This is a genomic window from Neptunomonas marina (genome assembly GCF_004005935.1).
Classification (GTDB): domain Bacteria; phylum Pseudomonadota; class Gammaproteobacteria; order Pseudomonadales; family Balneatricaceae; genus Neptunomonas; species Neptunomonas marina.
This window is the reverse complement of sequence record NZ_SACQ01000006.1, coordinates 44,964-60,343: the sequence shown is the minus strand read 5'-3', so window position 1 is coordinate 60,343 and position 15,380 is coordinate 44,964. Positions and strand designations below refer to the sequence as shown.

General features: G+C 48.7%; 11 protein-coding genes and 4 tRNA genes. 8 read left to right on the top strand and 7 right to left on the bottom strand.

The features are described 5' to 3' along the window. The first annotated feature begins 96 nt into the window (after positions 1–96). From EOE65_RS12980 to EOE65_RS12945, 8 genes are all read left to right on the top strand, one after another. A complete protein-coding gene (locus EOE65_RS12980) occupies positions 97–690 on the top strand; it encodes a 50S ribosomal protein L25/general stress protein Ctc (RefSeq protein WP_127694754.1) in 594 nt (197 codons plus the stop codon). Positions 691–713: 23 nt separating this feature from the next. Then, positions 714–1,301 (top strand): aminoacyl-tRNA hydrolase, encoded by a 588-nt coding sequence (gene pth / locus EOE65_RS12975; RefSeq protein WP_127694753.1) that lies wholly within the window; start codon positions 714–716, stop codon positions 1,299–1,301. Positions 1,302–1,314: 13 nt separating this feature from the next. Next, positions 1,315–2,406, top strand: coding sequence for a redox-regulated ATPase YchF (gene ychF, locus EOE65_RS12970; RefSeq protein ID WP_127694752.1), 1,092 nt, complete (start codon positions 1,315–1,317; stop codon positions 2,404–2,406). Positions 2,407–2,533: 127 nt separating this feature from the next. Then, positions 2,534–2,610 (top strand) — tRNA-Met (locus EOE65_RS12965). 12 nt (positions 2,611–2,622) lie between these two features. Beyond that, positions 2,623–2,697, top strand: a tRNA-Gln gene (locus tag EOE65_RS12960). A gap of 26 nt (positions 2,698–2,723) precedes the next feature. Further along, positions 2,724–2,800: transfer RNA gene (locus tag EOE65_RS12955), tRNA-Met, on the top strand. A gap of 11 nt (positions 2,801–2,811) precedes the next feature. Further along, positions 2,812–2,886, top strand: a tRNA-Gln gene (locus EOE65_RS12950). A 128-nt stretch (positions 2,887–3,014) separates the two neighbouring features. Then, a complete protein-coding gene (locus tag EOE65_RS12945) occupies positions 3,015–5,135 on the top strand; it encodes an EAL domain-containing protein (protein ID WP_127694751.1) in 2,121 nt (706 codons plus the stop codon). A 450-nt stretch (positions 5,136–5,585) separates the two neighbouring features. Here the strand turns inward: EOE65_RS12945 and EOE65_RS12940 are convergent, their stop codons facing one another. The 7 genes from EOE65_RS12940 to tgt form a co-directional block, all read right to left on the bottom strand. Continuing rightward, positions 5,586–6,590: a hypothetical protein gene (locus EOE65_RS12940; RefSeq protein ID WP_127694750.1), complete on the bottom strand. Its 1,005-nt coding sequence runs from the start codon at positions 6,588–6,590 to the stop codon at positions 5,586–5,588. 424 nt (positions 6,591–7,014) lie between these two features. Next, positions 7,015–8,235, bottom strand: a complete 1,221-nt coding sequence (gene serB, locus EOE65_RS12935) for a phosphoserine phosphatase SerB (protein ID WP_127694749.1) — start codon at positions 8,233–8,235, stop codon at positions 7,015–7,017. 92 nt (positions 8,236–8,327) lie between these two features. Beyond that, a complete protein-coding gene (rnr, locus tag EOE65_RS12930; protein ID WP_127694748.1) occupies positions 8,328–10,922 on the bottom strand; it encodes a ribonuclease R in 2,595 nt (864 codons plus the stop codon). Between the two features lie 101 nt (positions 10,923–11,023). Beyond that, positions 11,024–11,950 (bottom strand): protein translocase subunit SecF, encoded by a 927-nt coding sequence (gene secF / locus EOE65_RS12925; RefSeq protein WP_127694747.1) that lies wholly within the window; start codon positions 11,948–11,950, stop codon positions 11,024–11,026. A gap of 12 nt (positions 11,951–11,962) precedes the next feature. After that, on the bottom strand, positions 11,963–13,816 hold the full coding sequence (secD, locus tag EOE65_RS12920) for a protein translocase subunit SecD (protein WP_127694746.1): 1,854 nt from the start codon (positions 13,814–13,816) through the stop codon (positions 11,963–11,965). Positions 13,817–13,879: 63 nt separating this feature from the next. After that, positions 13,880–14,215, bottom strand: a complete 336-nt coding sequence (yajC, locus tag EOE65_RS12915) for a preprotein translocase subunit YajC (protein ID WP_127694745.1) — start codon at positions 14,213–14,215, stop codon at positions 13,880–13,882. A gap of 31 nt (positions 14,216–14,246) precedes the next feature. Then, entirely contained in the window at positions 14,247–15,368 is a 1,122-nt protein-coding gene (gene tgt, locus EOE65_RS12910; protein ID WP_127694937.1) for a tRNA guanosine(34) transglycosylase Tgt, read from the bottom strand. Positions 15,369–15,380: the final 12 nt, after the last annotated feature.

Here is a 15,380-nt window from a genome sequence, read left to right as displayed (position 1 = left end):
AAGGCACATATCAGCTCAACTTTGTTGAGCTTTTTCAAAATACTGTAAAATCCTGGTCGCGGGGTTTTGCAGTTTTATTTATTAAAGGTAAGAAAAATGTCTAAATTTGTTGTAAATACTGTTGCCCGCGAAGATCAGGGGAAAGGTGCGAGCCGCCGCCTGCGTCGTGAAGGCCTAGTTCCTGGTGTTGTATACGGTGGTGACAAGCGCAAGAAGCCTGTTGCGATCTCTATGCAGAACCGCGAACTGGTTAAACTGATCGAAGACGAGAAGTTCTTCTCTTCTATCCTGACACTGAAAAACGGTGACAGCGAAGATCAGGTTATCATCAAAGACCTACAACGCCACCCAGCAAAAAACCAAGTGCTGCACGCTGATTTCCAGCGCATCACTAAGTCCAACAAGATCAGCATCTCTGTTCCTCTACAATTCGTTAACTTCGAACAATCTGCAGTTGCAAAAGCTGCGGCTAAGTTCGCTGTTGAAGCTAACGTTGTTGAAGTTCTTTGTTTGCCAGAGAACCTGCCTGAAACTCTAACAGTAGACCTTTCTGCTGTAGAAGCAGGTCAGATCATGCACTTGTCTGACATCGAAACACCAGAAGGCGTTGAAATCGCTGCTCTACGTCGTGGCGCTGACCATGACCAAGGTATCGGTTACGTATACTCGCCACGTGGCGCGAAGAAGTAAGACGTTTTAGGACGTTTCCCAGCATGAAAGACTCGATTCAATTGATTGTTGGTCTGGGCAATCCAGGTAGCCAATATATGAATACGCGCCATAATGCTGGGGCTGATTTTGTCGAGCAGCTAGCTGCTCGACAAAATGCAGTTTTACAGCCAGAGAAAAAGTACTTTGGTTTGTACACCAAAACCCTGATCGACTCCCAACCAGTGCATCTACTCATTCCCACGACTTATATGAATCTCAGTGGTCAATCGGTAGCTGCACTAGCTAATTTTTTCAAAATCCCAGCAGAGCAGATCTTGGTCGCTCATGATGAGCTAGACCTCCCTCCGGGCATTGCACGCTTCAAGCAAGGCGGCGGGCACGGCGGCCATAACGGCCTGCGAGATATCATCAGCAAGCTGGGTAATAACAAACAGTTTTACCGCTTACGCCTCGGTATTGGCCACCCCGGCCACGCAAGCGAGGTTGCTAATTTCGTGCTCAAGAAAGCCCCCTCTAGCGAGTACACCAAAACTCAGGCGGCAACAGACGAAGCACTGCACCACCTGCCACTGGCGCTTTCAGGTGACTGGGCAAAAGCGATGAACAAACTTCACAGTTTTAAAGGCTAAAGGTAACCATACTATGGGTTTTAAATGCGGTATCGTTGGGCTTCCTAACGTTGGTAAATCAACGCTATTTAATGCACTGACTAAGGCAGGCATCGATGCAGAAAACTTCCCTTTCTGTACGATCGAGCCAAACTCCGGTGTGGTACCGATGCCAGATCCTCGCTTGGATAAACTATCCGCAATCGTGAACCCAGAGCGCGTCATCCCTACGACGATGGAGTTTGTGGATATCGCAGGCTTGGTAGCTGGTGCCTCAAAAGGTGAAGGCCTTGGTAACAAATTCTTGGCGAACATCCGTGAAACGGATGCAATCGCACACGTGGTGCGTTGCTTTGAAAATGAAAACGTTATCCACGTTGCTAACCGCATCGACCCTATTTCTGATATCGAGACGATCAACCTAGAGCTTGCTTTAGCGGATCTAGAGTCTTGTGAGAAGCAGCTACAGCGTTTGCAGAAGCAAGCAAAAGGTGGAGACAAAGACGCCATCAAAGCCAAAGAGCTCCTTGAGCGCTTGATTCCTCACCTTGAAGAGGGGCAGCCGGCGCGCTCAATCGGCTTTGACGCTGATGACCTAAAGACTGTGAAGACATTCCACCTGCTGACGATCAAGCCAACGATGTATATCGCCAATGTGGATGAAGATGGCTTTGAAGACAATCCTCACCTAGATAAAGTACGCGAGCTAGCAGCCAGCGAAGGCGCAGAGTTAGTGGCAATCTGCAACAAGCTGGAAGCAGAAATCGCCGAACTAGATGACGAAGAGCGCACTGAATTCCTAGAAGACCTCGGCATGGAAGAAGCAGGCCTTGACCGCGTTATTCGTGCAGGATATGACCTCCTCGGCCTGCAAACCTACTTCACCGCAGGTGTAAAAGAGGTACGTGCTTGGACTGTGCGTATCGGTGCCACTGCTCCAAATGCAGCGGGTGTCATTCACACGGACTTCGAGAAAGGCTTCATCCGCGCAGAAGTTATCGCTTATAACGACTATATCGAATACAACGGTGAGCAAGGTGCGAAAGATGCCGGAAAATGGCGTCTAGAGGGCAAGGAATATATCGTTCAAGATGGCGATGTAGTCCACTTCCGCTTCAATGTGTAAAATCTAAGCTATTGAAAAGCCGGCATATTAAGCCGGCTTTTTTATCGCCTATCGATGCGAAAACTTTCCCTTAACGGGTTGACATAAAAAAGAATAAAGAGAATAATACGCGCCTCAAATGCAGCGCGGCAATGTAGCTCAGTTGGTTAGAGCAACGCATTCATAATGCGTGGGTCGCAGGTTCGAGTCCCGCCATTGCCACCATTTGAAAGATACAGGGGTATAGCCAAGCGGTAAGGCAACGGGTTTTGATCCCGTCATGCGTTGGTTCGAATCCAGCTACCCCTGCCATCTCTCAAACGCTTGCACACTATGTTGGCAATGTAGCTCAGTTGGTTAGAGCAACGCATTCATAATGCGTGGGTCGCAGGTTCGAGTCCCGCCATTGCCACCATTTACAGATACAGGGGTATAGCCAAGCGGTAAGGCAACGGGTTTTGATCCCGTCATGCGTTGGTTCGAATCCAGCTACCCCTGCCATCTTTGTGCTTACCATTGTCGCCTAAAACGACCGTTTATTTTCCCTGTAACTTTTCCCTAAACCCGTTACACTTATAGTGTTTTACTGACGTTCGTTTGAGCGGTGGATTGGCTTAAGGGGAAGCTTGATGGAAGAAGCAATAACGACATCTGACGCGCTACTACAGCGCTTATCAAATCGCAGAAAACAACGTCTCCGTAAAAATGTCCACCTTCTGTTCTTAGGGCTAAATCCTGAAGAAACAGACCCGATTATCTCACTGCTTCGCGGTGCTTTACTGGCACCTAGAGGACGCCAGATAAACTCTGAAGCTGAGTTTATCAACGCCCTTACCGAACGCTCGTGGGACCTGATCGTTTGCTCGTCCGAGCGCCAAACATTTACCGCTAAGCAAGCGATGCACCAGCTCAAACGTCTGGATAAAGACATTCCTGTTATTCAGCTAGTACCGCATGCCGATAGCCTATCTCTTCTTCAAGGACTTAAAGGGCAAATGCAGGCCGTTGTGCCTTTAGAAGAAAAGGAACTGCTGTTAATTACGATTCGTCGCGAGCTAGAGCACTTAGAAAATCGCCGCCGAATGCGTCAAGCAGAGTCACTTCTCGTTGAAATGGAAAAACGAGTCCAGCTGTTGATGGAACGCTCCACGCTCGCGATAGCTTACTTTGACTCCAAACAGCTGCTACTTGCCAATACGGCATTTGCAAACCTCTACGGCTACGATAATGCCGAGCGTATACAAGGGCGCGGTCTGGAGCACTTTTTTGTTCAAGAAGATAAGGAGGAGCTGCGCGAACAGGTACAAACTTTCGCGACGGAAAACCTCAAAGATCTAATGTTTCAACTGACCGGTCGCCGTGCTGATAACTCAAACTTCACTGCCAATATCGAGATCCAAGAGAGTGTCTACCAAGGCAACCCTTGTATCCAATTTACAGTGCGGGCGGAGAGTTCACAGGCGAGCTTGAAAGGCTTTACAGAGCACGACCCCATTACCGGTCTATATAACACTGCATTTTTAACACGCCGTTTAGATGAAACAACACAGCTCGCTCTTAGCGGCGGGAACGATTGTAACTTCTTCCTTATTAGTATCGATAATTACGATGCTATTCGCGCAACACATGGTGCAGATACCTGTGACCACATGGCTCGCGACATCGCTGATATCCTCAAGGCGAAGCTCAACCCAGTACACATCAAAGGCCGTATCAGCGACTCAACCTTTGGCGTCATTTTCCATGACCCAAGCCCTGATAAAGCGGTCGCCTTTGCCGAAACACTGCGCGCGGCGATTGAAAGTACAGAGTTTGCCGACAATGCCATTAAAACCACCTGCTCTATTGGTGTCGCTAGCATTAACGACGCTACGCCAGGCTCATCGGAATTAATTGAACGAGCACAGTCCGCGGCAGAAAATGCAGGCTCGAAGCAGGGCCCTGGCAACGCGGTTTTACTCTTCGTGCCAGAGAAAGAGCCTAGCGACGAAGATCACGCCAAAGCGGTAGAAGCTCTGCGCTTAGCCGTTGAGAACGACCAGCTTAAGCTGCTCTTCCAGCCCATTGTACCGCTGTCATATAACAGTAAAGTCTGCCACTACGAAGCCCTCGTACGAATGCTGGATGATGATCAGAAAGAGATCACCCCAGATACCTTCATGAGTACCATGGAGATTGGCGACCTCACCTCAACACTCGACCGCTGGGTGATTAAGAAGAGTATTCGCAATCTGCGCAATGAAATTAAGAAAGGCGCGAAGCACCGCTTGTTCTTAAATATCTCCAGCCAAACATGGCGCGATGAAAGCATATTGCCTTGGTTGTCTGATACGTTGCGAGAGTACCGTATTCCAGCCGATCACTTAGTCTTCCAAATGAGTGAAAGCGAATGCTCAAGTAACATGCTTAATGCCCAAGCCTTCGCTGACGGCTTAAAAGAGCTGCATTGCTTGGTTTGCGTCAAACACCATGGCGCCTCCAGCAATGCCCGCCAAGTGCTGCGCCAGATCCCAACAGACTACGTAAAAATAGACGGCTCTTATGTACAAGACCTGGCCAACCATACCAGCGACGAGAGCTTCATTGAGATGGTAGAAGACCTAAAGGCACAGGGCAAAATCACCATCGCTCCACATGTTGAGAGCCCTAAAGTGATGAGCAGTTTGTGGAAAACAGGGGTCGGCCTCATTCAAGGCTACTACTTACAGCCCCCTGCTGAAGAGATGAACTACGACTTCTTCGACCAATAAAAGTGCGCCAGAGCAAATGAACTTACGCTTTTAATTTTAATCCTGTGCATTAGTAGTAGCTAAAGATGCTCACGCAAATAGCTCTACTAACCTGCACACTACTAGAGTTGTGCTCCCAAGACATCAGCAACACCTCACTACAGCCGTGAAGCACGGGTTAATCCAAGCCTATTACTTTTAAATAAACACGTTTTTAGTCAAATCGCCGTTCTTTAATCTGACAAGAGCCTATTTGCATGGTAAATAGGCTCCAGAGAGAGATCCTTTAGTTGACAACTATTATCAAAACATGACGGTCACTAAGCTTGACTTTGCCTCTACGATAAAAAATCTGCAGGATACTTTTCTTACACTAAGAGCTTCGATTTTTTACGAAACTCGCCTGTAGCTATATACAACCATTATAAATAGTAGTGTTTTTAAAAACATTGCTGAGACTAACACTATTTATCAATAGTTATGAGTCCATTTGCAAGTATATGACTGGTCACTTTCTACATTTAAGAGCAACCCTCGACTGCTAGCTTGATCTCTAAACTTCCACCTATTGTTTTCATATACAGTTTCTATCAAGCTCCAATCATTATATTCCGCGACAGGGAGCCAACCCGTGCCATTTATTTGAATGAAATCTTTATCGTCAATATGGCGAAGCATAATCGAATACCCTGATTTACATGTATAGTTCTCGATAAAGTTAACTCTGGACTCTCCGTTACCTCTATCACCCTCTTTAACTAACTGCTTCGCTTCCTTTTCAGCTCGCTTACTACGATAAAAATCTCTCTTTTTTAGAAAAAAAGTATTATCTGGAAAGAGGTTCACCAACTCATTGTACTTTTTCTCATTCTGAGCATACTGCGAAGCAGGAATGCCTCTAAGCTCAAGTAGAAGCTGATTTTTTCTCTTTTCTATTTCTTCAGCTTCGGTAGCTTCGGTAGCGGGATAGTCTTTCATTTCAGGTGATGGAGAGTTATTTTCACTAGTTAATAGCTCAGGATCCTCAGGATTAGCATACTCTGTTGGTGTACCCTGCCCGATCATGAAAAAAATAACACCAATAAAAAGAAACAATATAGCCGAAAGCCTTAGAACAGGCTTTATCGTAATATTAGTTCGGTTGTAAAACTTATTCCTAATTGGGGGCAACAACAACGCTGCTGCGAGAAAGCTTAATAGCGCGCCCTGTAAAGATACCACAAGACAAAGCAAACCAAGTAAGAAAAAAAGTACCCCAAAAATCCAGCAAAAAACAGTCGAAGCTACTTCAAACCAGCTTGCTCTTTGCTTTCTTGTAAGATTAGATTGAGTACTTTCAAAACTTTCACTATCTGGACGTCCTTGAATACGTACATCCTCAGTGTTAATACTAGGCTCGGACACTCCACAATGAGAGCAAAACTTTGCTTTCGTATCTACACTTCCATGACACTCTTTACACTTTACATCCATCATCCACTAATCGTCCTTCTAGTAAACATTAAATATTTTCAATACCTCGCTCGGTATAAGTGAGCGCAATAACACTGCAAACAGACTGATCGAAGTTGAAGAGGTATTTTCATAACCATGCTCCACGTAGGCAGGAAGCTAAAGCTCTTAAATGGCATCGGATGCCAGAGTAAAATTACTATTCAAGCTATTATCTGCCAACGCTCAAAGCACTCTCCCTACCGCACCCAAATATAAATATTTGAAAACGAAAATAGATTCTGAGCTTTATGTCCGAACTCTACTTAGATAAAGCAAATGCACCTTATTCAAAAAACCTTGGAGCACACAGAGCCTTCACTCTATGTTAATAAAAAAGCTTGCCTGAAGCAGACATTCTTTATGCTACACAACTAAAGCACAGCTTCTTTAGTTTCCTAATCTCCAATTAATTGAGCGCATCGCGATCTCTAAAACCGATAAGGTACAAGATGCCGTCTAAGCCTAGCGTTGATATCGCTTGCTTTGCGCTCTGGCGTACCAGCGGCTTCGCACGGAACGCGATGCCTAAACCTGCAATAGAAAGCATAGGGAGATCGTTCGCACCATCCCCGACCGCAATCGTTTGTTCCAATGCGATCCCCTCTTTCGCTGCAATCTCGCGTAGCAATTCAGCTTTACGTTCGCCATTCACGACGGTGCCTTTAACTTCGCCAGTGACACGCCCCTCTGCATCGATATCTAACTCGTTCGCGTACACGTAGTCAAAGCCGAGCTTATTCTGTAGGTGCGAGGCAAAATAGTTGAAACCACCCGAGAGTATGGCGGTTTTAAAGCCCAATGCCTTGAGGTTAGACACCAGCTCTTCACACCCCTCAGTCATCGGCAGGCGTTCAGCGATTTGATCAAGCACTTTAACATCCAAGCCTTTCAGCAACGCCATACGGCGTTTAAAGCTCTCGTTGAAGTCGATTTCACCACGCATCGCCGCTTCTGTGATCTCTGCTACCTGATCGCCGACACCTGCTTCTTTCGCAAGCTCGTCAATCACTTCGGCTTCGATCAATGTTGAGTCCATATCAAACACAACCAAACGGCGGTTGCGGCGGAAGATATTATCCTCTTGGAAAGCAATATCTACATCTAAGTCACTCGCCGCACGCAAGAACTCTTCACGCAACGGACCAGTGTCAGCATCAGCGCCACGCACCGAAAACTCGACACACGCGCGCGTTTTTTCCTGCGGGCTCGTATCAAGTGACAAACGCCCGGATAAACGCGTGATTTTATCGATATTGATACCGTGGCGCGCGGCGATATCCGTAACCTTGGCAATATGCTCCGCGGTGATACGGCGCGCCAACAGCGTAATAATGTGGCGCGATTTACCCTGCTCACCAACCCAATCCGTGTATTCCTGCACATCCACTGGCTGAAAACGGATCTTCATGTTCAGCTCATGTGCCTTGAAGAGCAGATCACGCAATAGTGGAGATGATTCCGCCTCGCGAGACACCTCAATCAAGATGCCTAACGATAAGGTGTTGTGAATAACCGCTTGGCCAATATCCAGAATGTTGATCTGGTAGCTCGCCAATATAGATGACATGCTGGAGGTCACGCCGGGTTTATCTTCTCCGGAGATAGTCAGCAGGATAATCTCTTTCATCGCCTCATTCGCTCAGCAGAGTGAGCCCTTTATTCATTAATGGTGCGCGGATTATAGCAGACAGCTAAGACTATCCACGCACTCACCACGGCTTATCCGCGTTTTTTTACCTTACTCTTCTTCGGCTTACGTGCAGCTACCGACTTCCCCTTTTTCGCTGCGGCACGCTTCTTCGCTTTCTTACTCTTCCCTTTACCGGCATAAGAGTAATCGGCCACCTCTTTTTCCGCAGCCGACAAGCTAGGCGCAGAATCAGAAGTCGCTGCACTGTTGCGCTTGCGAGGAGGTTTCTTAGCCTCCTCCACTTGAGCACCACCTTTGCCTTTACGAGCCTGCTTTGCTGAGTACTCAGCCTTCTGAGCCTTCCTAGGCGCACCTTTTACTGGATCACCTAACTTGCCTTCAGCTAATAATTGGCGCTTTGAAACCGCTTTTACCGCATCACGCTTTTTCAAGTGCTCAACTAAATCAAAGTCGATTTTCCGCTCATCCAGATCCACACGGGCAACGCGCACACGCAGGTTATCGCCAAGGCGGAATGACTGCCGGGTCCGCTCACCCACCAAACGCTGCTTGCCTGCATCAAAGTGGTAGTAGTCGTTTGGCAAGCCGGTGATATGGACTAACCCTTCAACAAAGACCGATTTAAGCTCCACAAAGAGGCCAAAGCCCGTCACAGCAGAAACCACACCATCAAAGGACTCACCCACCTGATCTTGCATATATTCGCATTTCAGCCACGCGACTACGTCGCGTGTTGCGTCATCTGCACGGCGCTCTGTCATGGAGCAGTGCTCACCCAACTGCAAGATTTGCTCGGTTGAATAGGGATAAGAGAATTGCGGGTTTGCAGTAAACGGCTCGGGGCGTTTAACGGTCCTTGCTGCTTTGCCAGCGTGAATTTGGGCACGAATGGCACGATGCACCAACAGGTCAGGGTAGCGGCGAATAGGCGATGTGAAGTGCGTATATGCCGTATAAGCAAGGCCAAAATGGCCGTTGTTTTCCGGTGTATAAACCGCCTGTGCCATGGAGCGCAGCATCATGGTTTGTATCACATGCCGATCAGGGCGCTCTGCGATCAACTCGGCCAGTGCCTGATAATCACTCGGCTCTGGCGTTTCCCCACCCGGCAAGTTAAGCCCTAACTCGCCAAGATAAGCACGCAGTGTTTCTAAGCGCGCGGTTTTTGGGCCATCATGCACACGGTAAAGCGCAGGCATACCCGACTTACTAAGAAAACGAGCCGTCGCGACATTTGCGCACAACATACATTCTTCAATCAGTTTATGGGCATCGTTACGAGTGACCGGCACAATCTTATCGATCTTGCGCTCGTTGCTGAAAACAATTCGGCTCTCTGTGGTTTCAAAGTCGATGGCACCACGCACCTCGCGGGCTTCACGAAGCGCAAAATAGAGCTCATGCAGTGTTTCAAGATGCGGCACGACATCGCGATAAGATGCGCGCAAGGCCTGACCAGATTCACTCTCAGGGGCCATCAACATATCGCCCACCTTGGTGTAGGTCAGGCGTGCATTTGACTCAATGACCGCTTCATAGAACTGATAGCCTGATAGGTTACCCGCTGCACTGATCGTCATTTCACAGACCATCGCTAACCGGTCAACTTTAGGATTTAACGAACACAATCCGTTGGAGAGTAGCTCCGGCAGCATAGGGACCACATACTCAGGGAAGTAGACCGAGTTACCGCGTTTATGTGCTTCAATATCCAACGGGGTTTCAGGGCGAACATACCAAGACACATCCGCAATCGCGACCCAAAGCCGCCAACCGCCGCTGCGCTTACGCTCGGCATAAACAGCATCATCAAAGTCCCGTGCATCTTCACCATCGATGGTCACCAGCGGCAGATGCCGCAGGTCAATACGATTCGTTTTAGCTGACTCCTCTACCTCGGGTGAAAGCTCAGCAATCTGTTGGGTAACTTCAGTAGGCCACTCATTGGGAATATCGTAGTTGTGGATCGCAACCTGTATCTCCATGCCGGCAGCAAGGTGATCGCCCAGCACCTCGATAACTTTGCCCTGTGCCATATTGCGCTTACCCGGCTGCTGTGTGATCTCGATCACCACCAACTGCTCGTTCTCATAAGACAGGCCAGATTCTGGATCGGCCAAAACCATCACTTGATTAGCGATTCGCTGGTTTTCAGGGCGCAGTTGACCAAAGCCCGCTTCACCTTGAAAACGCCCCACAAGCTTATGAGTATTGCGCTCGAGTACCTCAACGATCTTACCTTCACGACGGCCACGGTGGTCTTTACCCATCTCTTGTACGACCACGCGATCACCATCGAACACCTGACGCATCTGGCGCGATGAGAGAAATAGATCATCTCCCCCTTGATCAGGCACAACAAAACCAAACCCATCTCGGTGGCCGATCACACGCCCCGGAATCAAATCCATCTTCCGCAACAGGCCAAACTCGTTGCGGCGATTACTCATGAGCTGGCCATCCCGGCACATCGCCTTCAAGCGAAACATCAGCGCATCTATTGATTCTTCATCGGTCACGCCCAGTTCTCGGCATAATTGCGGGTGGCTTATTGGAGAACCCCACTGCTCAAGAAACGACAACACCAGCTCGCGGCTGGGCACAGGGTTGGTATATTTCTGCGCTTCGCGTGAAGCGTGGGGGTCGATCCAATCTTTACTCATCTAAACGGTCCGTTTTGTAGGCTATATTCACAGTATGAGGCACAAACGAACAGGCCGACAAGAAGTCGGCCCGTTTTTTACGTTTTATGGATTCAAGCGCCTTATGGCATCTCATCCAGCACTTCATCTTCCTCTTTTGGTGGTGGCATAAGATCCTCTTTACAGATCCCCATCATCACCAGCGCATTCGCTGCCACATAGATAGATGAATACGTACCGATCAACACACCCACCAGCAACGCAAGCGCGAAGCCGTGGATCATCTCACCACCAAACACCGCCAATGCTATCAACACCAACAAAGTCGTAACCGAGGTAATCACTGTACGGCTGAGCGTTTGGCTCAATGACGCATTGAGAACCTCAGTAGGAGAACCTTTACGCATCATACGGAAGTTCTCGCGGATTCGGTCAGATACAACGATCGTATCGTTGAGCGAGTAACCAATAACCGCCAGCACTGCAGCCAATACGGTAAGGTCAAACTCCACTTGGAACAGCGCGAAAAAGCCAACTACGATCAGAACATCGTGCGCGAGTGCAGCAACCGCACCAATAGAGAACTTCAGCTGGAAGCGGAACGCCACGTAAACCATGATCATAAAGAGTGCCAATAGCATTCCCAGACCACCCTGCTCACGCAGTTCCTCACCCACTTGTGCACCAACAAACTCATTACGGCGCAGCTCAATGCTGGTATCACCACCAGCTTGCAACGCCGCTAGCACCTTGTCACCCAACTTCGGATCATGATCAGCGCCAAGGCGAATCAAAATATCGGTCGGGGCACCAAAGGTTTGTACGACCGCATCCTGAAAGCCCGCCGCCTCTAGCTGATCACGAATCTCCGTCAAATTAGCGTCTTGCTGATAACCCACTTCAACCAAGCTGCCGCCGGTGAAATCCAGGCCGAGCTTCAACCCCTGAACGGCAATGGCACCAATAGAGATAACCAACAGAATCGCCGAAAACATCGTTGCGATCTTGCGGTAGCCCATGAAGTCATAAATTTTTGTATTCTCAGACATCGTTTATGCACCTCAAATGGACAGTTTCTTGAGCTGACGGCCGCCGTAGGTCAAGTTGACCAGTGCACGCGTCACCCAAATTGCGGTAAAGACAGACGTTACAATACCCACCGATAGCGTTACCGCGAACCCTTTCACAGGGCCAGTACCCATCGCGAATAGGATAACCGCCGCTAGCAATGTAGTGATGTTGGCATCGAAGATCGTTGTAAATGCACGATCAAAGCCCGCATTGATCGCAGACTGAGGAGGCAAACCATTTTTCAGCTCCTCTTTAATCCGCGCAAATATCAACACATTGGCATCAACCGCCATACCTACTGTTAAGACGATACCAGCAATACCGGGCAACGTAAGTGTTGCCGACAGCATAGACATTACCGCCACCAGCAAAACCAAGTTAAGGCACAAAGCGACGTTCGCCAACAAACCAAAGACCCGGTAGGTGATGGCCATAAAGATCAATACTAAGGCAAAACCGATCTGAACCGAGGTCACCCCAAGTTCGATGTTTTCAGCACCCAAGCTTGGACCCACCGTACGCTCTTCGACAAAGTAGATTGGCGCAGCTAGAGCACCCGCACGCAGCAGCAGTGCTAGCTCAGATGACTCACCCGCACCATCCAAGCCCGTGATACGGAATTGGGAACCCAGCACTGATTGAATCGTTGCCAATGAGATGATCTTTTTCTCAACGTATGGCACGCGTTTTTCAACTTTCTCGCCATCAACCGTTTCGGTCACCATGCGCGATTTGTGCTCAACAAACAGCACAGCCATGCGGCGTTTCACCGCATTACGCGTGGTACGGTTCATCAGTTGCCCGCCTTTGCTGTCAAGGCTGATATTCACCTGCGGCTGGCCATTCTCATCGAACGACGCTTGTGCATTTGAAACGCTGGAACCTGTGATGATGATATCTTTCTCAAGGCGTGCTTTACGACCAGGCTCACTGCGGAAATCATAGGTTTCGGTGAGTGCGCTGTTCGCGTCTGTTTTCGCTTCTAAACGGAATTCAAGGTTCGCCGTTTTACCGATAATACGCTTCGCCGCGGCAGCATCTTGAACACCCGGTAACTGCACCACAATACGGTTACGCCCTTGGCGCTGTACCAGCGGTTCAGCCACACCCAGCTCGTTCACACGGTTACGCAACGTCGTTAAGTTCTGCTTGATCGCATAATCTTCGATCGAGCGAACAGTTGCTTCAGTGAGCATAATAGTGAGGAAGTTTGCACCATCAGCATCTTCAGCCGAGATCAGAAACTCTGGGTAGTCCTTACGCAGCAAAGATAGCGCTTGGTCACGTGTTTCTGGGCTGGAGAATTTCACCGACAAGCTACCATCGTCTAAGTGCTCCACAGCACGGTAACGCAGCTTGTCTTGACGCAGCTTGGTTTTGATCTCAGAGACATAAACATCCAAACGCTGCCCCACAGCTTGCGCCATATCCACCTCAAGCAAGAAGTGAACACCGCCACGCAGGTCAAGACCGAGCTTCATCGGGCCTGCGCCGATGTCTGTAAGCCAGTCAGGCGTCGTTGGTGCGAGATTCAGTGCAACCACATAATTCTCGCCAACAGCTTGGCTAACAATTTGCTTAGCTTTCAGCTGTGTTTCGCTGTCGGTAAAACGAATCAAGCCACTCTTATCGAGTAACTCCGACTCTTTAATCTCTAACCCGCCGTTCTCGATTGCAGCCGTTACTTTATCCATTAACGCCTGATCAACCTGATGTATATCTCGGGTTCCTGAGAGCTGAATGGCGTAATCCTCAGGATAGAGGTTAGGTGCCGCGTAGAGCGCGCCAAGCAACAAAACAAAAACGATTAGTAAATTTTTCCAGAGAGGATAACGGTTGAGCATCGTGCCCGTTCCTTTAACGAAATGAAAACGCCACTTATTAAGTGGCGTTTTTTAACAAAGCGCTTAGATACTTTTCAGCGTGCCTTTCGGTAGGGCTGCTGCCACGTGAGCTTTTTGGAAGGTCAGTTCAACGCCTTCGCTCACTTCAAGTACCACGTAGTCGTCGTTTAGCTTAACAACTTTACCCAGCACACCACCTGCTGTTAGCACCTCATCACCTTTTGACAGGTTGCCTAGCAACTCACGGTGCTCTTTGGCACGCTTAGATTGTGGACGCCACATGAAGAAGTAGAAGATCAGACCAAAACCCACCAGGAAAATCACATTGAATAAACCTGGATCCATTTGGCCAGCTGCCGCAGCGCCTTCAGCGTATGCAGGAGAGATAAAAAAGCTCATTTCTATTCCTAACCTTTTGAAATTAAAGTAATCAGTTGTTGCTCAACGGCGGCACTTCCATACCGCGTTTAGCATAAAATTCGGCTACAAAGTCGTCCAATTTACCTTGATCAAGTGCCTCGCGCAAACCTGCCATCACCTTCTGGTAGAAGTGCAAATTGTGGATCGTATTGAGTTGCGAACCCAGAATTTCATGGCACTTGTCTAAGTGATGCAGATAAGCACGGCTGAAGTTCTGACATGTGTAGCAGTCACACGTTTCATCAACAGGACGAGTATCTGTTTTATTGGAGGCATTTCGTAGTTTTACAACCCCTGTATCAACAAACAGATGCGCGTTTCGTGCATTACGCGTTGGCATCACGCAGTCGAACATATCAACACCTCGGCGCACACCCTCGACCAGATCTTCTGGCTTACCAACCCCCATTAGGTAGCGTGGCTTATCTTCGGGCAGCTTATAGGCGACATGATCGAGTACTTTCATCATCTCATCTTTTGGCTCACCCACCGACAGCCCGCCAATGGCGTAACCATCAAAGCCAATGTCCACGAGCCCCTCTAGAGACTCATCACGCAAGTGCTCGTACATTCCGCCTTGCACAATGCCAAATAGGGCAGACGGCGAGTCACCATGCGCCTTTTTAGAGCGTTCAGCCCAGCGCAACGAGAGACGCATTGAATCGGCAGCTTCCTGTTCTGTCGCAGGATACGGCGTGCACTCATCAAAAATCATCACAATATCTGAACCTAAGTCACGCTGAACCTGCATCGACTTTTCTGGATCAAGAAAAACTTGCGAGCCATTCACAGGTGATTGGAAGGTCACGCCCTTTTCGGTGATCTTGCGCATTTTACCAAGGCTGAAGACCTGAAAACCGCCAGAGTCCGTTAAGATAGGCCCCTGCCATTGCATGAAGTCGTGCAGATCGCCATGCAACTTAACGATCTCAGTGCCAGGGCGCAGCATGAGGTGGAACGTGTTCCCCAAAATAATCTGCGCGCCAGTCTCTTTAATATCTTTAGGCAGCATCCCTTTGACGGTGCCATAGGTACCTACCGGCATAAATGCAGGTGTCTCCACCTCGCCACGCGGGAACGTTAAGCGGCCGCGGCGCGCTTTGCCCTGCTCAGCGAGCTTCTCAAACTTCATAAAACACGTTCG